Genomic DNA, 21,187 nt, shown 5'->3' with positions numbered 1-21,187 from the left:
GCGGCCGAGGGCAGGCTTCACCGCCCCGGGCCGCTGCTGAAGGAGGTGGAGGTGCGGCTTGAACCGCCTCCTCCACCGGAGCAGCTTGGGCCGGCCGGAGACTGGGCCGGCCTGCTGCCACAGGTGCGCGGCGCATCCAAGGCGCTGGGGCTTGTTGTCCGCGAGGCGGCCGACAAAGCCGAGCTTCGGCGCCGCCGCCTGGACAAGAAGATGTGAGCGCCGCAGATGTTGGACGAAATAAATCAGGAAATGTCAACATTTTGCGAAATATCTGAACTCACTTTTGGAAAATGTCATTTTCTGTCTCCGATGGATTTGTCCCTCTAAAATGGATGAGGTAGAATAGAAGTCTAGGAGACAGAGAATGAAAGGAAGAGGCGAACGATGAGTGCAGACAGAAAGAAAAGAACAAGGCGGGTAAGCCTGATGTTATCGTCTCTAACGCTTGCTTTGGCAATGCTTGCTGGTTGTCAGTCGGAAGGGTCCGGTGAGAAACAGGAACAGGATCTGAAGGCACAGGCCGGTGGAGAGGTGCAGGAGGGCACACTGCCGAATAACGATGGACAAGCTGATCCGGTGATGATGAAACGAAGCGAAAGTTCTCTTCAAGCGACGGCGCGTGAGGAAAACGGGAAGCAGGTCGTGATGAATGAAGATTCCATGACGGTGATTGTCAATAAGGATCGCAGCTTGCCGGAAGGGTACGAGCCGGATGATCTGGTCGAACCGGATGTACCTTTTTCCTTCGATGAACCGCATGAAAAACGGAAGATGAGAAAGGAAGCGGCAGAAGCGCTGGAAAAGCTGTTTGCAGCCGCTGAGGCCGAAGGGATCGAGCTGAGAGCTGTGTCTGGATACCGTTCTTATGACAGGCAGAAGTCGGTTTACGAGAGCCATGTTGCAACCAAGGGGGAAGAGGAAGCATCCCGCATCAGTGCCGTTCCAGGCACGAGCGAGCACCAGACAGGACTCACGATCGATGTGTCCAGTCCGAGTGTAGGAAATATGCTGGAACAAGCCTTTGGTGAGACCGAGGAAGGCAAATGGCTGGCAGAGAATGCACCGAAGTATGGCTTTATTATCCGTTATCTGCAGGGCCGTGAAGATATTACCGGTTACGTCTATGAACCATGGCATATTCGTTACGTTGGAGAAGACCTTGCTCCGGACATCGCGGAGAGTGGACTGACACTCGAAGAATACTTTGACGAAGCCAACATCAAGCTGTAATCATAAATGCGAAGACAGAACAAAACCCGAAGCCAACAGAGGTTTTGGGTTTTGTTCAAATATTTTTTTGGTATATAAATGGTCTCACTTGTTAGATCTTTGGGCAAAACTGTGCGTCGCTATTTGTTAAAAGGAGATTCTCGGTAGCCGGGATCGTCGTAGCCGCTGTCTTTTATATTTGAAAGGATATTCATGTCTTCTATTAATTGCTTCGTACGGCTGTCTCCATATTGATGCAGAAATGCGTACAGCTCAATCATGTTTTCGTCAAATTCCTCGACCGCATCATCATGGTCAGCGGATTTGTAGGGAACAAAAGTACGTTTGAATGCGTATTTATCACTTTGGCTAATTGAATCCATAAGATCTCGAAGTTTAGTGAGCTGTTCATCATTCAGCATAACGACAAATTCATTGGAATCACTCGGCACGTTTTGAATCAGGTTGTGCTTGACAGAAACATAATAGATTTTTTGATCCATCGTCATATATAATCCCTCCGTGTTCCGGATTACCCGGGAATCCGGGATTGATTCAAATATCAGAATTTATGAGGAAGTATGGAGACTCATAAATTTTGATATTTCGCGAAGAAACGCTCTTCATCCATACAATTGGGATGGCCAAGGCGTTTCTTCTTGTCATTTACTTTATGTATACACGGTCCAACGGCCGTTGAATCAGAGGCTTTTTCATTGGCAATCGCTGCCTTTTTCCATCCGCTATCAAATTTGGTATGATAGAATCACCCTGCAGGTTAGCAAGAGAGGGAAGGGGCTTGCATGGAAGCTCATATCCTTACATAGGATGTTGAGTGAAGAAATGAAGCAGGCAGGAGAAGTATTGTTTAATCACTTTTAAAGAAGGAATGATTCCCGAACATAAACCGGATAACCGAAAATAATTTACGAAGGAAGAAACAAGGAGGATACACGGATGAACTTTTTACAAAAGCTGAGAGATGGGGCGAATAAAGCAACGGAAAAAGCACAGCATGTTGTAGAAGTTAATAAACTGAACAGCCAAATAGCAGACATTGAGCACAAAAAATCTTCTTACTATACCGAAATGGGAAGAGTGTTTTATGAGGGCTATCGTTCTCAGGACATGTCCATTGCCGAGAAGGAAATGGTAGATTTGGCGAAGTCATGTGATATGTTACAGGAGCAGATTGATGAGCTGCGTTATCGGATAGCGATTCTAAAAAATGAGCGGCTCTGTCAATGCGGTCGAACCGTAACCCTTGATGCGAACTTTTGTCCGTATTGCGGCAGCAAGCTGATGGAGCTGAAGCCGAATGCGGAGAACCAGATCAATGAAATGGAGCAGGAGGAGCAGCCTGAGCAAAAGGTGCTGTACCCTGAAGAGATCACCGTAACAGAGGAAAGCGAGATAGAGACTCCCTTTATGTATCATCCGGAGCCTGAGGCCGTGGTGGTGGAAGAAGATGAGCCGTTCAGATATGAAGAGGATGAAGAGCTTCGCCGGATTGAAGAGGAAGTGCGAGAGAAAGAACGCCGTCATCTGGAGGAATTGGAGCGTGAACGTGAACGACAGCTGGAGCTGGATCGACGTATCCGTTTCTGGCAGGAGAACAATCAAAACCAGGATAGCTTGCTTCAAGCCGGTGAGTTGCGGGATATGGTAAAATGCCAGATCTGCAGTACAGATCTACCGAAGGGCTCCAAATGGTGTCCACGGTGTGGGGCCGAGCAAATATAGCAGTACCCGGGAGCAACATATACCGATTGCACAAGTTGCGCAGAGGGGATTGCGGAACAAGTGAACGATAGTTCGTTCAGGCAGCTTTGGGAGGACAGGATAATGGAACAGTTACTAAATCATTTGCGCAGCTTGGGGTTTACGGAGATTGAATCCAAGATCATCGTTGACCTTGCTCAACATGGCCCCGCCGGAGGATATGAGGTTGCCAAGCGTCTTGGAGCTTCACGCTCCAATGTGTATGCTGCTATGCAGCGCCTCGAACGTCAGGGTGCGCTGCAGCGTGAAGACGGGGAACCGGTTCGCTACAAGACGCTGAAGCCGGAAGAGCTGACACGAATGATATCCGGCAGAGTCGAAGCTTCGCTTGCTTATGTGGAAAAGAGCTTGCCAAGACAAAGTGGGAATGCGGAGCCTTTTGTAAGTATTCAGGGGGATAAGGATGTATTTGAGCATGTGATTCGTCAACTGTCGCAAGCTGAATATGAAATTGTAGTTGACGTGTGGCGGGAAGAAGCAGCACTGCTTCGTGAGGAGCTGGAGGCTGCAGAGAACCGCGGCGTTCGGGTGCTTTGGGCCTGTGACGGCCCCGATCATAGTCTGGCTCGCACATTAGCCTGGACTGGATGGAACGGAATAGAGGAACGGAAGCAGGGCGGACGCAAGTTCTCTTTTGTTATTGACAGGCATTGGTGTATGCTTGGCATGCGCGGAGGTGAGATGGACACGGAGGCTGTAGTTTCCTCGCATCCGGTGATGGCAGAGCTGCTGTTGCATCATTTTTCCCAGGAAATGGTTTTGTACGAGCTTGAGCAGGACATGGGCGAACAGCTGGAGGATACTTATGGTCTGTATTTTAGCCGTATCCAAAGCAAATACATTACCTTGGAGGAAGAAGTCAAAGAAGCTGATGATAAGGAAAAGGTAGTGTGAGCAGAAGCCTTTTTCGTTCTTTTTTCGTTCATCATAAAGTTAAATTTTATTCTGACTGCAAGCTGGAAAATCAGATATACTGGACATACTAGCTTGTGGGATGACGCCGGGAGTCGATCCCGGTTTTTGTTTTTTTATAAGGTAGAAAGAATCATAGAGATACGGAAGTGGGAAGGAGTCGTTTAAGGAATGGAGTGCATAGTTCATTTTACAGTCATGAACGAGGAGGGGCCTAAAAAACTGCGGGGGTTGATCTTCGTAGACGAAGGGAAGCTGCCTGACAGCAACCAGATTTTGGAGATGTTTCAAGACATGGAATATAACGTAGCTCAGGACCCTAATGATGAGCTCGTGTTCAGGCCGGTCAACTCGGGTGAGAAATATAAATATATCCGGGTTAATGAGCTTGATGTAGGACAAGACAAATATACGGAGGACCGCAATCTTAAATCGATTGTGAGCAATCTGTTGCCTAAAGGACCAACCGGCTTGTAACACACCAGTTCATCATTTTACGTTTGTTTGTTCTTAGATTTAGATTTCCGAAAATTTTCACTTTGTTTTTCATAGAGAATGAGGTATACTTCATTCATTCACGAAAAATATAAATTTCATATTTTTTTCTCGTATATGTGCAGGAATCGGCCTGCATGTCTCTACCTGATCACCGGAATGATCGGACTACGGGATGACAGTATCTCGTTATTTACCCAAATGCTGTATGACAGCGTGGGTATATTTTACGTGCTGTTGTTTAAGCCCGCCTGTTTCGTCTACCGGTTGTTTTTGGTAACGGGACAAGCGGGTTTTTTGAAATGTAATCAGTATTTTACCAAACAATGAGGAGGGGCATCATGCAATTGCTGCAAAACAAAGTCCGGGAGGAAGGGATTGTCCTGGATGGACAAGTCTTGAAGGTAGACTCATTCCTGAACCACCAGATGGACCCGGTGCTGATGAAAGAGGTTGGACGGGAGTTTACCCGCCTGTTTCAAGGGGAGAACATTACAAGGGTGCTGACGATCGAGTCGTCTGGTATTGCCCCCGGGATTATGACCGCTTTGGAACTGGAGGTACCGCTGATCTTTGCCCGGAAGCAGAAGTCGCTGACCCTTCGTGAGGATATTTTCGTGGAGAAGGTGTATTCCTTTACGAAGCGGGAAACGAATGAAATTACCGTTTCCAAAAAATTTATTCATCCTGGAGATCGAGTGCTCATCATTGATGATTTTCTTGCCAACGGCGAGGCCGCCTTTGGTCTGGCTCGTATTGTGGAGCAGGCCGGCGCTGAAGTGGCAGGTATCGGCATCTGCATTGAAAAAGCATTTCAGCCTGGCGGGCGGTTGCTGGCAGAAGCGGGTTACCGTGTAGAGTCGTTGGTTCGAATAGCGGCATTGGACAATGGTGTCGTTACATTTGCATAAAACAAAAAAATCGTATCGATCAGGAGGCATTTATTTTCATGGAAGAACAGAAGTTGTCCGCAGAAGAGCCCGTTTTTGACAAGCGCCGTCACCCGGCAAAAACTTTATCGCTAGGCATTCAGCATGTGCTTGCCATGTATGCAGGGGCTGTTATCGTTCCGTTGATCGTAGGCAATGCGCTCCATCTGACAACTGAGCAGTTGACTTATCTGATCGCTATCGATCTGCTGGCTTGCGGCGTCGCCACATTGCTGCAGGTGTTTGGCAATAAATATTTTGGGATCGGTCTTCCTGTTATGCTTGGTTGTGCATTTCAGGCTGTCAGTCCGATGATTATTATCGGCACGCAGCATGGGGTGTCAGCTATTTATGGTGCGATTATCGCTTCCGGTCTATTTGTCGTCCTGTTCTCTGGTTTATTTGGGAAGTTGATTAAGGTTTTTCCACCGGTTGTTACAGGCTCGGTTGTTACCATTATCGGTTTAACACTTATTCCAGTGGCGCTGACAGACCTTGCTGGAGGATCGAACAGCAATGATTTCGGAAGTCCGCTTAATCTGACGCTTGGTTTCGGCGTTTTGATCTTTATCATTTTAATGAATCGTTTTTCAAAAGGTTTTTTGCGTTCTATCTCCGTTTTGCTCGGTCTGGTGCTTGGAACATTGGCGGCGGCAGTCCTTGGTGACGTGAATTTGGTTCCACTTCAGGAAGCAGGCTGGTTCCGTGCGCCGCAGCCTTTTTACTTCGGGACACCGGAGTTTAAGCTGGCTCCCATCCTGACGATGATTCTCGTGGCTATCGTCAGTATTGCGGAATCTACGGGGGTTTTTATGGCCCTGGGCAAAATCGTCGATAAAAAGATTGGTTCTAAAGACCTAAGTCGCGGTTACCGTGCGGAAGGAATTGCGATTGTAATTGGCGGTATTTTCAACTCATTTCCTTATACAACCTATTCTCAGAATGTCGGGCTGATCCAAATGAGCCGCGTCAAAACCCGCGACGTTATCGTGGTGGCAGGCAGTCTGCTTATTCTGATCGGATTCGTGCCGAAAGTTGCTGCATTGACGCAGCTTGTTCCTACATCTGTATTGGGAGGAGCGATGGTTGCTCTGTTCGGTATGGTCGTTTCCTCAGGAATCCGTATGCTTGGAGATCAGGTGGATCTGAGCCGCCATGAGAACCTGTTTATCATAGCTTGTTCTGTAGGTATGGGGCTTGGCGTGACGACAGTGCCAAATCTGTTCGCTCAGCTGCCGGACTGGATTCGGATTTTGGCTGATAACGGCATTGTTGCTGGAAGCTTGACTGCCATTGTTCTTAACTTGTTGTTTAATGGATTGAAACAGAATAAAGCCGTATCCCTTAAGAATGGGGAAATGGCAGAAGGGCATGCCGCTTAAAGCGGATGCCCTTTTTTAGTATCCGAATCGGCCGGACGCTTGTTATGCCTACATTCGCTGGATTTGTTTCTCGGAAAAGTGTCCGATCCAGGGCAGCTTGAACCATCTTCCTTGGATGGCATGGAACATCATAATCAGCCACAGCAGCACGCTCAGCAGCGCGAGCAGAGCGGAGGCCAAGAGACCGATAATCGGTACAGCGCCGGAGAGGACATGGGCCAGCGCCAAACAGCCAAACATCAGCAACGATTGCAGGGCGTGGAACATGACGTACCGGGATCTTTTTTCCAGGGCGAGAAAAAAGATCCCGCCAACCATCGGGAAAAAGTAGCATAGGGTGGAAGCCAGATTTTCAGGAATTCCTGTGGATGATTTGAATGGAGACATACAACCAACTCCTTGTCTTAAAACAAGCTACTATACCATATGAGCCTTTGGGACAAAGTATGTGCCTTGCAACCATAAATATGGACACAAAAAAGAAGCAGATCCATTTCCCACCACAGGTTAGGGATTTGAATCTGCTTCTTGTTCTGAAAGCTTTTTAATCCGGGTCACTAGTATATTTAGGTTGAACCTTTTCCTGTTTGCCATGTCCTTTTTCTTTCACGATCAATCGCTCATCGGTACGGCCGTTATGGTGATTTTCGAACTCATATTCCGTCAGTTTCCATTCGGTTGCTCCCATAATGGGATCTGTAGGGAAATCATCACCGCGTTCAAGATGTTCCTCACGTCCCCATTCGTTTGTGTACACACCGCTGACTTCTACCTCTTCACGTGAAATAGGAAGCATGCTCTTATCTTTGCTGGACATATTGGTACACCTCTCAAGTTAGTTTAATAAAAATTCCTATGCATAACGTATCCAGAATGAAGCGGGAATATCCAAAGACTAAACACCAAGCAGCTCCGTATTGACATCAAGTATATTTTCTAATAAATCGTCTACAATGGTTTTAGCGGCTTGAGGCTTGTGAAGGGATGTTATCCGCTCACGCAACCCGTTAACCGCTCCTTGGTCCCGGATCAGATCACACACCTGACGGCTTAACTCTTCAGGTTGATAAGAGACAACAGCCGCTCCCTTAGCTTTTAAATACTGAGCGTTGCCTTGCTCCTGCCCGGGAGCTGGGGAGTAGAGGAAGAGAGGAAGTTTACAGGCGATGCATTCAGAGAGGGTTATTCCTCCCGGTTTGGTAATCATGCAGGAGCTGTGCTTCATCAACCCGCATATTTGATTGACGTATCCCAATACATGAACGTAAGGATGATCTTTAAACAAAAAGCTCAGTTTGCGGTATAAAGCATCATTTCGTCCACAAACGACGATGAGCTCAAGGTCTGACTCCAGGCTTAACTGTCTGCATATATCGCCATAGTTTTTCATGGCGCCGTAGACTCCGCCCATCAACAATACAGACTTGCGGTTTGGATTCAAAACAAGCCCTTTAGGCAGTCCGCTTTGCTCCTTGTCGGCTAGACTCTCAAATAAAGGCAGAAGGGGGATACCGCTTGCGATAACCTGCTCAGGACATATCCCTCGCTTGACAGCTTCATTTTTAAGATCATCTGTAGCGACATAGTATCGGTCAACTCCGGCGTGCAGCCATCTTCCATGCAGATCAAAGTCAGTAATGATCGTGACCATACGTGGTGAGTCGGTTGCTCGTCGTACGAGAAGAGAAGCGGCAGCTTGAGGAAAGGTATGAATGATCAGATCCGGTTGTTCATGGAACAAATATTTTTTTAATTTTGCACTACCCAGACCGTGAAGCAGCGTTGCCAGGGAAGAATCCGGCTGCATATGTTTCGTTTTATCGTAAATCCATCCATATATTTGAGGAGCGAGCTTAAAACATTGCTTATAAACAAATTTATTGATTTCATACAGCAAAGGATAAGCTTCGGCCATCAGATCGAGAAGAACGATATCGTTCATACCTCTTTGGCGAAGCTCTGCTTCGATGGCGTGAGCAGCTTGCAGGTGACCGCTTCCATAGCTGGCATAAAGAATCATAATCCGTGGAGATGCTTTACTCATGCCACTTCCACCTTTCTTTAATACTTGGTTAAAATTTTATTGAGGATAATGACATCATTTATATGGCTGTTTCATTTTAGGCTGCTCATTTAAGGGATTTTAATATAAACTGCTCAATCAACATGCGCGGGTTTCTCCAGCGGCTGACTTTACTCTCTTGAGTGAAGATGATTACCGCATCTGAGTCCGGAAACAGGTAAATTTGTTGTCCGCCATGTCCGTGAGCCAAGGAGAAGACTTGACCGTCTATTTTTCCTGTCCACCACTGAAAGCCATAATCTCCAAAAGCGGGATATCCGTCTGCCTGAGGGGTCAGCGCTTCTTGAAGCCATTCTTTCGGTATAATCTGCTGCTTCTGCCACTTACCAGCATTTAGGCAGCACAGCCCGAATTTGGCCATATCCCGAGAGGTTAAATACAGACCCACATGACCCATACTGTGGCCTTCTGGGCTTGGAGTCCAGGCATGATGGGTTACGCCGAGGCGGGAGAATAAATGTTTATCCGCATAAGCATAAGCATTCATTCCGGTTGCTTCACTCAGGGCGACAGATAGTAAATGTGAATCTGTACTCCGGTATTGGAACGTCGTCCCTAAATCCTTTTCTTTTATCGGCAGAGACAAGGCGAAGGATGCCCATTTTCGGTTTCGGTGAAACTGATGAATGAGCGGCTCTCCGAGCTTTTTGCCTGTCTGCCAGGCAAACCCTGCCGTCATCGTTAAGAGGTGCCGGAATGTAATCTGATGAAGGAGAGGATGGGAACGCTTCGTTACATAATGCTTAAGCAGGGAAAGCATTGGTGAATCGATCGAGGGCATTTGTCCACAGCAATGCCAAAAAGGATCGATGTAAAGCTTTTCGTAGCGGAACGAAGATCATTCAATGCGCCTGCATGATGCTCCCCGTAGTATCGTTCATATATAAGCTTTCCTCCGCGTACCAAAAGAAAACTGCGCATCTTTGGAAAGCGGTGAATGATCACCTCATGTACTTTTTCCAAAATCGCGGGTTCACAGCCCAATTCCTCTGGATCTCCCATAGGAAAGACTGGAGCGGCATCGGCAGGGGATGACAGGATCGATTGCTTCATATGCCGATTTTCCTTTCTTGCTAGTATTCTTAAGTGCACGTGAAACTAACGTTATCTTAACCAAATCTGTGCATATCAATGGCTTGATCAAAAAAAGTTTTAAAAAACATTTTTTGGAAGGATGAAACTTCTAGAGGAATATGATACAATAAATTAATGATTCAATTACATGCCTTTGTGGTATGTATAGTGTCAGATGCATAGGTAAGTTGCTGAATATATCAACCTATCACCGCCAGAACTGCAGTCAGCTACAATTTAACAAGGTAGATCTTTTCGGCATTCTCTTAAACGGAGTAAGTAATTCCACGTTTTGGGAGGGGATTATCATGGCAACGAAAGGTCACAATGAAGTTAAAGAAAGTCTGCGGGAAATGACACGTATTTTCCGGCCAAAGGATCCGAAAAAATTTGTAAAGGAGTATGTCCGGAAGTATCATATAATGGGAGGATATGAAGAAGAGCTTACGCTTGTTGTAGAAAACGAGCTTGGAAAGATGAATTCTTCCGTATCGTAAAAACCCGATTAAGAGAAGCCATGCGCATGTGTTACAAACACAAATTTCATATCGGATGAACGACTTTAACCGTTTTTGGGGACTTTACCCCAAAAACGGTTTTTTTGTGCAGATTCTTACATACATTGTTATGGATCAGCTCTTGCTTACGGAAGCTTGGATAGAAGAAAAGGAGAGGAACTCATATCCAAAAATATACATAAGATCTATTATGTTGAAGGGTGTTGATGTCAAGGACAGAGCACTAGGGGACGGGCATAGATAGCAACTGAAAACGATTGCAAAACCAAACGAGAAGCGACTTTGACGAAATTTCGAACAATGTGTGAACTTCCTGTGAATGATTGACAAAAGGTGGGCTTAATTTTATATTTAATTAGTGATTGAATTAATTGACAGAAATGTTCCAATTGGTGGTACTGCAAGTAGATTATCGCTGTTTGCGCCGGAAGGTAGTCTACGAAAATCGGAGTGAAAAGTGGGGTAGATCAATGATGAAACGGTGGCAGGCTGTAAAGCGGCTACTTCCTTTGCTGGCCGTGTTTTCTTTGCTCTTGTCCGGTTGCGGTCGAGAGGACTTGTCAGTATTGAGACCACAAGGACCGGTAGCTGAAGGACAACTGGATTTAATTAAGCTATCGATCTCGATCATGCTTGTCGTGATCATTGTCGTATTTGCGATAGCGACGTATGTACTCATTAAATTCCGTAGAAAACCGGGACAGAATGAGGTTCCGGAGCAAGTGGAAGGCAACTTCAAACTGGAAATCATTTGGACGGCAATACCGCTGCTTCTCGTATTGGTCCTTGCGGTTCCAACCATCCAGAAGGTTTTCGCTTACGGAGAGAACAACTGGAATGATGAGGGTGTCGTTCAGGTGAGGGTTATTGGACATCAGTTCTGGTGGGAGTTTGAGTATCCTCAGTATGAGGTGAAAACGGCTCAAGAGATGCTTATTCCTGTGGACAAGGAAATCGCATTGGAATTGAAAACAGCTGATGTGCTTCACTCATTCTGGGTTCCTTCACTTGCAGGCAAGATGGATACCAATACGGACGGAAGCGTCAACAACATGTCGATCAGTACACCTAATGAAGGGACATACATCGGAAAGTGCGCTGAACTATGCGGGGCGTCTCATGGATTTATGGAGTTTAGGGTGAAAGCGGTTGACCAGGAATCATTCGATCAATGGGTTGAAGCCATGAAAGCACCAGCTGTACTTCCGGAAGACACGCAGCTTGCTGAGAAGTTCAAGAACAACTGCCTCACTTGCCACGCTGTGGGGGATCAAGGCGGATTTTCAGGTCCTAACCTGACAGGTATGGGGTCTCGAGAAACCGTAGCGGGCATCTTGCTGAATGATACGACCGGTGAAGAAGGTTCTAAACCGGCGAAAGACAATCTTGTGGAATGGCTTTCTGATCCAGAGGGTGTCAAACCGGGCAATCTGATGCCTCATCCTAAGGAACTCGGGTTCAGTGATGAGGAGATAGAACAGATTGCTGAATATTTAGCGAATTATAAATTGGAGTATTAATACAGCAAGAACTTTTTAAAGGGGGTACCAATCTTGGCTCACGCTCACGCTCATGGCCATACCGTCAAGCGCTATTCGGGGTTAATGGACTGGCTGACGACCGTTGATCACAAGAAAATCGCAGTACTGTACTTGGTGGCAGGGGCTTTGTTCTTCGGCATCGGCGGTATTGAGGCGATTCTCATCCGCTTGCAGCTGATCAAGCCGATGAATACTTTCATTCCAGCGGAAACATTTAATCAGTTGATTACGATGCATGGGACGACGATGATCTTCCTAGGTGTCATGCCGATTATATTCGCACTCATGAATGCAATTATTCCACTGCAAATCGGCGCGCGCGATGTTGCCTTTCCGTTTCTGAACTCGCTTGGGTTCTGGACATTCTTGTTCGGTGGACTTCTGCTGAACTTAAGCTGGATTATGGGGGGAGCTCCGGATGCCGGCTGGACAGCATATACACCATTATCCTCACTGGAATACAGTAAAACGCGAGGGGTTGACTTTTATACGCTAGGCCTTCAGATATCGGGGCTTGGAACATTGATCGGAGGTATTAATTTCCTCGTAACGATCATAACGATGCGTGCTCCGGGAATGTCTTACATGAGAATGCCGATGTTTACATGGACTTCATTTATTACCTCTGCATTGATCCTGTTTGCTTTCCCTGCTGTAACAGTAGGTCTGGTTTTATTAACCTTTGACCGAATTATAGGAGCTAACTTCTTTGATGTCGCAGCAGGTGGTAGTCCGATACTCTGGCAGCATATATTTTGGATCTTCGGTCATCCTGAAGTATATATTCTCATTCTGCCTGCGTTCGGTATTATTTCCGAAGTGGTTCCTACATTTTCGCGTAAGCGTTTGTTCGGATACAGCTCCATGGTATTTGCAACAATCCTTATCGCTTTCCTAGGCTTCATGGTTTGGGCTCACCATATGTTCACTACGGGACTTGGTCCGGTGGCTAACGCACTTTTCTCGATTGCGACGATGCTTATCGCGGTCCCAACCGGTATTAAAATCTTTAACTGGCTCTTTACGATGTGGGGTGGGCAGATACGTTTCACTGCTTCGAATTTGTTTGCGATCGGGTTTATTCCGACATTTGTTATGGGTGGCGTAACCGGGATCATGCTGGCCTCCGCGCCTGCTGATTTCCAGTATCACGATACGTATTTTGTTGTCGCTCACTTTCACTACACTATTGTTGGCGGTCTGGTCTTCGGACTGTTTGCCGGACTTCACTACTGGTGGCCGAAGATGTTCGGCTCCGTTCTGAATGAAACGCTCGGTAAATGGACGTTTTGGTTCTTCGCGATCGGATTCCATATGACATTCTTTGTACAGCATTTCCTTGGTTTGCTTGGGATGCAGCGGCGGATCGTAACCTATCTTCCGAACCAGCATTTTGACTTGATGAACTTTATCAGTACGATCGGAGCTATCCTGATGACCGTTGGGGTGCTGCTCTTCCTGGCGAATATTTTCATCACATCGCGTAAGCCTAAAGACGCTCCAAACGACCCTTGGGAAGATGGACGCACACTGGAGTGGACTATTTCATCTCCTCCTCCAGAGTATAACTTTAAACAAATTCCGCTTGTTCGGGGCATTGATGCTTTCTGGAAGGAGAAAATGGCAGGTAACAAGCAGATGACACCAGCTGAACCTGTTGGTCCGATCCATATGCCTTCACCTACGATTTTACCTTTCGTGATGTCGCTTGGTCTTTTCATTGCAGGTCTTGGCTTTATGTTCAGCAACGAGAATTTTTCGAACTCATTTATGAACTTTATGTTCAATAATTATATTGTTCTCATTCTTGGTTTGGTCATCACGTTTGGTGCAATGCTGGTTCGTTCGCTGTATGACGATCCAGGGTATCACATTGAGCCAGAAGAACTTGAAGAGGAGGTTAAACAATGACATCCACACACGCAGGATCGGTAAATGGAGAACTTCCTCATGAGCCGGAAAAAGCGACCTTGGAAGGCCGTAACAAGATAGTCGGTAACTGGCTTTTCCTGGGTGGAGAGGCTGTCCTCTTCGGTACGTTGTTTGCGACGTTCTTGGCTTTACGGAATCAGACCAATGACGGTCCGACAGCCAATGAATTGTTCTCACTACCGCTAACAGCGGTGGCAACAGCTCTGCTTCTGTTCAGTAGTTTGACCAGTGTGTTCGCTGTTCAGGCGATGCACCGACATGATGTGAAAGCTTTAAGAACGTGGCTTATGGTTACCGTTGGTTTAGGCCTGGCGTTTCTGTGTATTGAGATATACGAATTCTATGAGTACGTTGTTCATAAAGAATTTGGCATGACGACCAGTGCATTTTCATCCGCATTCTTTACACTGGTCGGCTTCCACGGTGCTCATGTGGCGTTTGGGGTAAGCTGGATCAGTGTACTGATCGGACAATTGTACAAAAAAGGTCTTACCGTAGTTACAGCACCGAAGGTTTATGTGTCTTGCATCTACTGGCATTTTATTGATGTGGTTTGGGTGTTTATTTTCTCGGTCGTATACCTGCTTGGAAAGGTGGGCTAAGAGATGACTGCAGATCAACAGCAATCAGAGCAACAGGTTGTTAAGCATCGTCACAGGGCAGAAGGTCCACAGAAACATATCATTGTATTTATATTCTCTATCGTGCTTACTGCAATCGCCTTTGCGGTGGTTGCAGCCGGTGACGTGAATCCGGTGTTCGCTGTCATCCTGCTGCTGGTTATGGCAGTGCTTCAAGTGTTTCTGCAGATGGGATATTGGATGCACTTGAAGGATAAAGGGCATTTGATGATCATCCTGTTTATGATCGGCGGATTTTTCGTTGCTGGGCTGGCTATTATTATGGCTTTGTTCTGGGTATGGTGGTGAACTGAAACAGAGGTGGACTTTGCTCCACCTCTGTTTTCAAAATGTATGAAGATATAAGTTTTTACGCGAAAATATCTAAGTTCATATGGGTTTTCAGCTGATATAAGGCTGTATACCTCTTCAGAAACGGTTACTGTCCGATGCTTTTGGGATAGAAAAACCGTTTCTGCTCGTTAGAAGGGCTTTGTCACAAATTAGACAGAATTTCGCCCGGTAAAGGGAGGTTTTGGTATGCTCGGTTTAGAATATTTTACTTTTGAGGCCAAATGGAGTCCTATGTTTCTTGCATTTATGCTGCTTGTGACCGCCGTCTACTTTCTGTTGACAGGTCCGTTAAGCAGTAGATTTCAAGACAATGAGCCCGTATCAGCAGGCAGGAAGACACTTTTTGTCTCTGGTATGATAATATTGTATATGGCACTGGGAGGACCTATTGATCTGCTGGGCCATACGATGTTCTCATTCCACATGGTTAGTATGGCTATGGCTTATCTTATGTCCATGCCGCTCTTGATTCTCGGTATTCCGGTATGGATGTGGAGGGCCATCGATCGAAAAAATCCGTTTAAAAAGCTTGGTTTTCTGACACGCCCGATCGTTGCATCCGTGGTGTTTAACGGACTGTTCTCATTCTATCATATCCCTATTATTCACGATTACGTTATGCTAAACTTCACAGTACATCGCATCTATTATCTTCTGTTATTCATCGCTTCATTTGCGATGTGGTGGGCGATCATTCAGCCGATTCCTGAGAAGGACAAGTCGTCAGGTCTGATGAAGATGGGATATATTTTTTTGAACATGGTGCTGTTAACTCCGGCATGCGGTCTCATTATATTTGCACCTGAGTCGTTGTATGCTACATATAGCGATCCTGAGACATGGGCGAAAGCAATGGGGTACTGTATACCTGGAGATACTTCTTTTCTAATAGAGGAGTTTGGTGGTCCATCATACTTCGGGTATCTTGAACCTGCATTAGATCAACGCTTTGGCGGAATTGTTATGAAATTCTTTCAAGAGATCATCTTCGCATCCATGTTGGCTTATGTGTTCTTCCACTGGTATAAAGGGGAGAATACAGAGGATGATCCTATACCGTCTGAACTACCTGAGAGTAAACTGAATCAAGCGTAATTTGAGGAGGGTATCCATGGATTTGTACACATTGTTTCCTACCATCAGCACTACATTTATTATTATCAGCGCGGTGCTGGTAGCTATTGGTTGGAGACTGATCATCAAAGGAAAGAGAGAGCAGCATAAGAAAGTCATGATATGGGCTGCGATCGCTGCAATTATATTTTTTGTTATCTATTCTTCACGAACTATCTTCATCGGCAATACGTCATGGGGAGGACCCGATAGCCTGCAACCGTATTATCAGATATTTCTGATCTTCCACATTACGCTAGCTACCGTTGCCGCTGTTTTCGGGATTACGACGCTTACGCTTGGGTTCAAGGAGAAGTATTCGAAGCACCGGAAATGGGGACGTGTAACTGCCATCATTTGGTTTTTTACCGCGATTACAGGCGTTGCGGTTTATACACTCTTGTACGTTTTGTATCCGGGCGGTCATACACAGCCGATGTGGAGAGTTATTTTGGGAATGTAACTATTTTATCAATGATGATTAATAGATGTATACTACGTGTAATCCGGCAGTTTGAACTGCTGGATTTTTTTTATGCTCAATTTGGAATTTTCAGGGTTGACACCTTAAAATCAGCACTATATACTGTGTATAACGATATATACAGTATTCACAGTGTGAGCACATCACAGTACAATCCAGAACGACGAATGGAAGGTGAACGAAAATTGCATATCGTCAGTGATGCAATGAAGATTGTGTTTAAAGATTTCAGGTGCGATAAGCTGCAGATCGTATGGACTATTGTTTTCATGCTCTATATGTCAAGCAGTTTGAGTTTTTTTATAAACAGCATGTTTCAGGAACAAGAGATTTTTAGTCCCTTTGCTGATTTTCTCATGCTGCTGTTCACTCCTTTTTTAGGTTTCTCTTTCTCAAGAAGAGCTTTTAAATATTTAAATGAAGATTCATATACCCAGATGCTGTTCTATTACCGGAGTATTCCTGTACCACCAGAAGCGGTTATTGTAAGCAGAGCTTTCATGGGATTATGTGCTTTTATAATGAATGGAATTGTTTTTTTCGGTGTTACTTATGCCATTGCATGGGACTTAAGAGCTTCTATGGATCTGATATCTTACATCTCTTTCGGGATTAGTTGGATGGGAATCGGTGTGTTGATTAACGGAATACTTATTTATTACGAGTTTATGAAAAATGGGAAGACCTATTTCTGGTTTAGTATATTCACGATACCGTTCTTTGGCGTTATTATTCTGATCCTGTATTTAACCGGACTTCAATTTAGTCTGTTTGATTACTTTGTCTATGCTTCGAGCAAATGGAAGTTGTTATCACCTGTGATGTGGGGCTCGTTAGTGATAGGACTTACAGGATTTATCTTGATGTGCTGTCTGACTTATAAACGTATGCAGTTAAGAGATTTATCATGATTTATATGATGTTTCGCTGCCCCCAGATCACATATCGATAAGGTGAGGTGAAAGAGGTGCGAATCCCAATTCAAATTAATGAGCACAGTCCCGAGCCCTTGTATCACCAGATTGAGACGCAGCTCAGATCACTTATTATTAGCGGTCAGATTCAGGAGGGGACACTTTTGCCGTCAATAAGGGAATTAGCTAATAGTTTGAATTGCAGTGTCATTACGATACGTCGGGTGTATCAGGATTTGGAAAATGAGGGATTGCTGCGGACGCGGCAAGGAACGGGGACATTTGTTGCTGGGGTCGGCGAACAGATGCGGGAGAAATTTAAGCGTGATACAGTTGTTGAAGCCTTGACGACTGCCGTGGAGACAGGACTTTCTTTGCATCTTTCGGAGGATGAATTAAAAACGATTTTCATGGAAATCGTTCAGCAGAAATACAATCAACCAAAGGAAAGGAAGTAAATGAATGGAACCTAAGTTGATTGAAATGCGTAATATCATGAAACGACGTCGCACAAAAAGTATAGGGCCCTTAAATCTATCGATTCCGGAAGGATACATCATTGCTCTGGTTGGTCCGAACGGTTCGGGAAAAACCACGATACTGAACATGATCATGCAGACTGTCATTCCGGATGAAGGAGAAATCAGCTGGCGCGGTAATGTTTACTCTAAAGGTTTGCCTTTAAAGCTCCGCCAGCAGATTGGCTATGTCCCAGAGCAGCTTAATAACGAGGAGAAGCATATGACCGTTGATGGTGCGGCTGCGTTTCGTTCCTTATGGTATGACAACTGGGATGGCTACTATTTCGATGAGCTGCTCTCCAAATTTGGTGTTCCTCGCGGGACTAAACTCTACAAGATGTCCAAGGGAGAACGGCGGAAATTTGAGATCGCAGCTGCCTTAGCTCCGCGGCCTAAACTGCTGTTGTTGGATGAACCATCCTCAGGACTTGATCCTTTTGCGTGGAAGCTGATGATCGATCAGCTCAGAGACTGCCTCAAAGACGGAAATACCACAATTGTGCTTTCCACTCACATTGTAGAAGAAATCCGCAGGCTTGCCGACTATCTTATCCTTGTGCACCACGGTAAATTTCTCGGGATGGTAGAAAAAGACGGATTGCTCGACAACTGGAAGGAATGCTGGGTTACAGGAGATGGTTCAATGATTGGTGAACTGCCGGGTATCGTAAGTTGGAGGCAGGAAACCGCGGCCACCACTTCCTTTATTACAACGGAATGTCTGGAGGTCGAAACGATATTACAATCAGCCGGGGTATTAATTCATCAAACCCGCAGTTTAGAGCTGGATGAAGTACTGAATTTATGGATACAGGGGAATAAACCTGCTGGTGTGCAGGAATAGGAGAGAGGAGTTTGAACGATGCAACGATTGCAACTGGATAATGTAGTTAAGATCTACGCCGATAAAACGGCCGTGAACCGGATTTCGCTTGAAGTGAAAGAGGGAGAAATCTATGGTCTTCTCGGAGCGAACGGTGCTGGAAAAACAACAACGATGCGTATGGTGCTTGGATTGATTTATCCTGACGAGGGAACGATTTTGTACAATGGCAAGCCTTATAATAAAGAACTGCGCCGTATTATGGGTTATCTTCCTGAAGAGCGTGGCTTATATCCGAAGGTTAAAGTCAGTGAACAGATTTCCTATCTGGCGCAGCTCCGTGGAATGTCAGCGAGGGACGCCGATAAGAGCATTCGTTATTGGCTGGATCGTTTTGAAGTTCCAGAATACTACAATAAGAAAATTGAAGAGCTGTCCAAAGGTAATCAGCAAAAAATGGGCTTTATCGCCGCTGTAGTTCACGATCCGCAAATTTTGATTCTGGATGAAGCGTTCAGCGGTCTGGACCCGGTGAATGTGGAACTTTTGAAGACTACAGTCAAGGAACTTCGCGATAAAGGCACGAGCATTTTGTTCTCGACACACCGAATGGAGCATGTTGAGGAGCTGTGCCAGAACATCACGATTTTACATCGCTCCAACACGGTCGTAAAAGGAAATCTGAAAGAAATCAAATCTCACTATCCTCGTGAAGAGGTGCTGCTCGGTACTTCAACGGAAGTGACAGGGCTAGAGCAGCTGCCGGGTGTAACGAAAGTAAGCCGGACAGAAGACGGATACTCCATACGAATTAGCAGCGTAGATGCGGCACAGTCGATCTTGAACACAGCGATGTCACAAAGCGATATTCACCGGTTTGAAATTAAAGAACCGACGTTAAATCAAATATTCATTAAGGCGGTAGGTGAATCCAATGAATAGTATGTGGACAGTTATTCGGTTTACTTTCGTAAATAAGGTGCGAACCAAGTCTTTTATTGTAACCACTTTGATTTTTGCATTGTTAATTACAATCGGTGTCAATCTTCCTTATATCATTCAACTGTTTAGCGGCGATAAAGCAGAGGGGCCTGAAAAGATCGGACTGGTTTATGAGCAGCATCAACAGCTTGCAGAAGGCTTGTCGGAAAGCATGGGTCGTCTTACAACAAACTATGAACTGGTCCAATACGACGCGTTGGATGAAGCTGCTCTGGATAAAGATGTAGCAGACGGTGTGATTGAAGGCTACATTACGTTCGAGCAGCAAGAAGGAAGCCATTTCCCGGCAGTGCTTTATATCTCGGAGGACGAGAGCATTGATCCAGAACTTCAGTCTACCTTGCAGGCTGCTCTACAAGGACCGAAAACGCGCAGTGTTGTTCAAGGGTTGACGTTGACGGATGAACAAATTCAACAAATTAATACGCCTGTTCAAATCCTGACCCAAAATGTCAGTGATGTAAACGGTGGAGAAGCAGAGGGAGCGGCTGGAGAAGCAGGAGACCCTGCTAAGGATGCTGTCAATTACGCATTCGTATATATACTCGTTATTTTGTTCTTCGTTACATTGATGGGAACAGGTAACATGATCGCTTCGGAAGTAACGACCGAGAAAAGTTCCCGTATTATGGAGATTTTGATTACGAGTGTATCGCCGCTCAGTCAAATGTTCGGTAAGGTTATCGGTATGTTCTTGCTTGGCCTTGCCCAGATTGTCACTTTCGGTGTCGTTCTCTTTATTAACTTGATGCTGCCGCATAACGTTGAGGCATTCGAATCACTGAATCTGGACCTGAGCGCAATTGATCCTATGCTGCTGGTGTTCGGCATTATCTTCTACATTCTGGGTTACTTCTTATATGCTGTCATCTATGCAGCGATTGGTTCAATTGTTAGCCGTACAGAAGATTTGGGTCAGGCGATTATGCCTATTACGATGTTATCGCTCGCTGCATTTTATGTCGCTATTTTCAGTTTGAATGCTCCGAATTCAACACTGATGAAAGTCTCTTCGTACATTCCGTTCATTTCGCCAACTTCGATGATTGTACGTATCGGCTTAGGTGATCCGCCTATATGGGAGATTCTCTTGTCACTCGCTATACTTATTGTGGGAATTCTCGTTTTGGGATGGCTGTCAGCGAAAATTTACCGTACTGGCGTTCTGATGTACGGCAAACGACCGTCCTACAAAGAGTTGGTTAAAGCGATGAAGGCTTATAAGATGTAGGAAAAATGTATGTTGTCATGTGTGGCGTCATAATTAATGAGAATTGGTTTTCAGAAATAATGAGAAATGAATATTTATTCATTCATATGTAAAAAAGGAGAACCTGAATTTTTAGGTTCTCCTTTTTTGATCAATTCTTACTCACTCAGTGTCAGCTTTAAGTGATCCATTAATTACCTTCCATTTAAATCACTTAATACTATGACAATGTTCTTTAAGCACATCTGGAGGGAGTTGAGATTAGAGTATAAGAGGTCTGCCAAAAAAC

At 45.4% G+C, this 21,187-nt stretch carries 24 protein-coding genes, 1 pseudogene and 1 riboswitch; of the genes and pseudogenes, 19 read left to right on the top strand and 6 right to left on the bottom strand.

Going from position 1 to position 21,187, the window contains the following annotated elements; genetic code table 11:
• Nucleotides 1-216: pseudogene (locus C8268_RS18615) on the top strand (hypothetical protein); the annotation flags it as partial.
• Nucleotides 217-384: 168 nt separating this feature from the next.
• Nucleotides 385-1,230 carry a M15 family metallopeptidase gene (locus tag C8268_RS18610; protein ID WP_106769049.1) on the top strand — a complete coding sequence of 282 codons (846 nt, stop codon included), beginning with the start codon at nucleotides 385-387 and terminating at the stop codon, nucleotides 1,228-1,230.
• 119 nt (nucleotides 1,231-1,349) lie between these two features.
• On the opposite strand, the gene C8268_RS18605 is transcribed toward C8268_RS18610, so the two are convergent.
• A complete protein-coding gene (locus C8268_RS18605; RefSeq protein ID WP_106769048.1) occupies nucleotides 1,350-1,718 on the bottom strand; it encodes a hypothetical protein in 369 nt (122 codons plus the stop codon).
• Between the two features lie 448 nt (nucleotides 1,719-2,166).
• Between C8268_RS18605 and C8268_RS18600 the strand changes: the two genes are divergently transcribed.
• From C8268_RS18600 to C8268_RS18580, 5 genes are all read left to right on the top strand, one after another.
• On the top strand, nucleotides 2,167-2,952 hold the full coding sequence (locus C8268_RS18600) for a zinc ribbon domain-containing protein (RefSeq protein WP_106769047.1): 786 nt from the start codon (nucleotides 2,167-2,169) through the stop codon (nucleotides 2,950-2,952).
• A 102-nt stretch (nucleotides 2,953-3,054) separates the two neighbouring features.
• Nucleotides 3,055-3,885, top strand: coding sequence for a TrmB family transcriptional regulator (locus C8268_RS18595; RefSeq protein ID WP_106769046.1), 831 nt, complete (start codon nucleotides 3,055-3,057; stop codon nucleotides 3,883-3,885).
• Between the two features lie 189 nt (nucleotides 3,886-4,074).
• Nucleotides 4,075-4,380, top strand: a complete 306-nt coding sequence (locus tag C8268_RS18590; protein WP_106769045.1) for a hypothetical protein — start codon at nucleotides 4,075-4,077, stop codon at nucleotides 4,378-4,380.
• A gap of 109 nt (nucleotides 4,381-4,489) precedes the next feature.
• Nucleotides 4,490-4,589: riboswitch (purine riboswitch) on the top strand.
• Between the two features lie 150 nt (nucleotides 4,590-4,739).
• On the top strand, nucleotides 4,740-5,309 hold the full coding sequence (locus C8268_RS18585; protein WP_106769044.1) for a xanthine phosphoribosyltransferase: 570 nt from the start codon (nucleotides 4,740-4,742) through the stop codon (nucleotides 5,307-5,309).
• A gap of 38 nt (nucleotides 5,310-5,347) precedes the next feature.
• On the top strand, nucleotides 5,348-6,709 hold the full coding sequence (locus C8268_RS18580; protein ID WP_106769043.1) for a nucleobase:cation symporter-2 family protein: 1,362 nt from the start codon (nucleotides 5,348-5,350) through the stop codon (nucleotides 6,707-6,709).
• 48 nt (nucleotides 6,710-6,757) lie between these two features.
• Here C8268_RS18580 and C8268_RS18575 read toward each other — a convergent pair whose 3' ends face one another.
• From C8268_RS18575 to C8268_RS23240, 5 genes are all read right to left on the bottom strand, one after another.
• Nucleotides 6,758-7,096 carry a DUF4870 domain-containing protein gene (locus C8268_RS18575; protein WP_106769042.1) on the bottom strand — a complete coding sequence of 113 codons (339 nt, stop codon included), beginning with the start codon at nucleotides 7,094-7,096 and terminating at the stop codon, nucleotides 6,758-6,760.
• Between the two features lie 157 nt (nucleotides 7,097-7,253).
• A complete protein-coding gene (locus C8268_RS18570; protein ID WP_106769041.1) occupies nucleotides 7,254-7,526 on the bottom strand; it encodes a transposase in 273 nt (90 codons plus the stop codon).
• Between the two features lie 78 nt (nucleotides 7,527-7,604).
• On the bottom strand, nucleotides 7,605-8,753 hold the full coding sequence (locus tag C8268_RS18565; RefSeq protein ID WP_106769040.1) for an MGDG synthase family glycosyltransferase: 1,149 nt from the start codon (nucleotides 8,751-8,753) through the stop codon (nucleotides 7,605-7,607).
• An 85-nt stretch (nucleotides 8,754-8,838) separates the two neighbouring features.
• Nucleotides 8,839-9,552, bottom strand: a complete 714-nt coding sequence (locus tag C8268_RS18560) for a serine hydrolase domain-containing protein (RefSeq protein WP_234032994.1) — start codon at nucleotides 9,550-9,552, stop codon at nucleotides 8,839-8,841.
• Nucleotides 9,525-9,845 carry a hypothetical protein gene (locus tag C8268_RS23240; protein ID WP_234032887.1) on the bottom strand — a complete coding sequence of 107 codons (321 nt, stop codon included), beginning with the start codon at nucleotides 9,843-9,845 and terminating at the stop codon, nucleotides 9,525-9,527. Before C8268_RS23240 ends, C8268_RS18560 begins: the two co-directional genes overlap by 28 nt.
• A gap of 329 nt (nucleotides 9,846-10,174) precedes the next feature.
• Here C8268_RS23240 and C8268_RS18555 point away from each other — a divergent pair, with 329 nt between their 5' ends.
• From C8268_RS18555 to C8268_RS18495, 12 genes are all read left to right on the top strand, one after another.
• Nucleotides 10,175-10,363, top strand: coding sequence for a hypothetical protein (locus C8268_RS18555; RefSeq protein WP_106769039.1), 189 nt, complete (start codon nucleotides 10,175-10,177; stop codon nucleotides 10,361-10,363).
• Nucleotides 10,364-10,854: 491 nt separating this feature from the next.
• A complete protein-coding gene (coxB, locus tag C8268_RS18545; protein ID WP_106769037.1) occupies nucleotides 10,855-11,904 on the top strand; it encodes a cytochrome c oxidase subunit II in 1,050 nt (349 codons plus the stop codon).
• 84 nt (nucleotides 11,905-11,988) lie between these two features.
• On the top strand, nucleotides 11,989-13,836 hold the full coding sequence (gene ctaD, locus C8268_RS18540; RefSeq protein ID WP_106770022.1) for a cytochrome c oxidase subunit I: 1,848 nt from the start codon (nucleotides 11,989-11,991) through the stop codon (nucleotides 13,834-13,836).
• The gene (locus C8268_RS18535; protein WP_106769036.1) at nucleotides 13,833-14,459 is read left to right on the top strand and encodes a cytochrome (ubi)quinol oxidase subunit III; all 627 of its coding nucleotides are present in this window, start codon (nucleotides 13,833-13,835) and stop codon (nucleotides 14,457-14,459) included. Before ctaD ends, C8268_RS18535 begins: the two co-directional genes overlap by 4 nt.
• A 3-nt stretch (nucleotides 14,460-14,462) precedes the next feature.
• On the top strand, nucleotides 14,463-14,786 hold the full coding sequence (locus C8268_RS18530) for a cytochrome C oxidase subunit IV family protein (RefSeq protein ID WP_106769035.1): 324 nt from the start codon (nucleotides 14,463-14,465) through the stop codon (nucleotides 14,784-14,786).
• Between the two features lie 231 nt (nucleotides 14,787-15,017).
• On the top strand, nucleotides 15,018-15,926 hold the full coding sequence (ctaG, locus tag C8268_RS18525) for a cytochrome c oxidase assembly factor CtaG (RefSeq protein ID WP_106769034.1): 909 nt from the start codon (nucleotides 15,018-15,020) through the stop codon (nucleotides 15,924-15,926).
• Between the two features lie 16 nt (nucleotides 15,927-15,942).
• Nucleotides 15,943-16,407, top strand: a complete 465-nt coding sequence (locus tag C8268_RS18520) for a DUF420 domain-containing protein (protein WP_106769033.1) — start codon at nucleotides 15,943-15,945, stop codon at nucleotides 16,405-16,407.
• Nucleotides 16,408-16,613: 206 nt separating this feature from the next.
• Nucleotides 16,614-17,339, top strand: coding sequence for a hypothetical protein (locus tag C8268_RS18515; RefSeq protein ID WP_234032885.1), 726 nt, complete (start codon nucleotides 16,614-16,616; stop codon nucleotides 17,337-17,339).
• Between the two features lie 56 nt (nucleotides 17,340-17,395).
• Nucleotides 17,396-17,800: a GntR family transcriptional regulator gene (locus C8268_RS18510; RefSeq protein ID WP_106769032.1), complete on the top strand. Its 405-nt coding sequence runs from the start codon at nucleotides 17,396-17,398 to the stop codon at nucleotides 17,798-17,800.
• Between the two features lie 4 nt (nucleotides 17,801-17,804).
• Nucleotides 17,805-18,707: an ATP-binding cassette domain-containing protein gene (locus tag C8268_RS18505; protein ID WP_106769031.1), complete on the top strand. Its 903-nt coding sequence runs from the start codon at nucleotides 17,805-17,807 to the stop codon at nucleotides 18,705-18,707.
• A gap of 18 nt (nucleotides 18,708-18,725) precedes the next feature.
• The gene (locus C8268_RS18500; RefSeq protein WP_106769030.1) at nucleotides 18,726-19,628 is read left to right on the top strand and encodes an ABC transporter ATP-binding protein; all 903 of its coding nucleotides are present in this window, start codon (nucleotides 18,726-18,728) and stop codon (nucleotides 19,626-19,628) included.
• A complete protein-coding gene (locus C8268_RS18495; RefSeq protein ID WP_106769029.1) occupies nucleotides 19,621-20,919 on the top strand; it encodes an ABC transporter permease in 1,299 nt (432 codons plus the stop codon). Before C8268_RS18500 ends, C8268_RS18495 begins: the two co-directional genes overlap by 8 nt.
• The last annotated feature ends 268 nt before the right edge of the window (nucleotides 20,920-21,187 follow it).

This window comes from Paenibacillus faecalis (genome assembly GCF_900289175.1).
Classification (GTDB): Bacteria; Bacillota; Bacilli; order Paenibacillales; family Paenibacillaceae; genus Paenibacillus_AQ; species Paenibacillus_AQ faecalis.
Note: the sequence above shows the minus strand (reverse complement) of the source record. Positions and strands in the feature narration are given on the sequence as shown.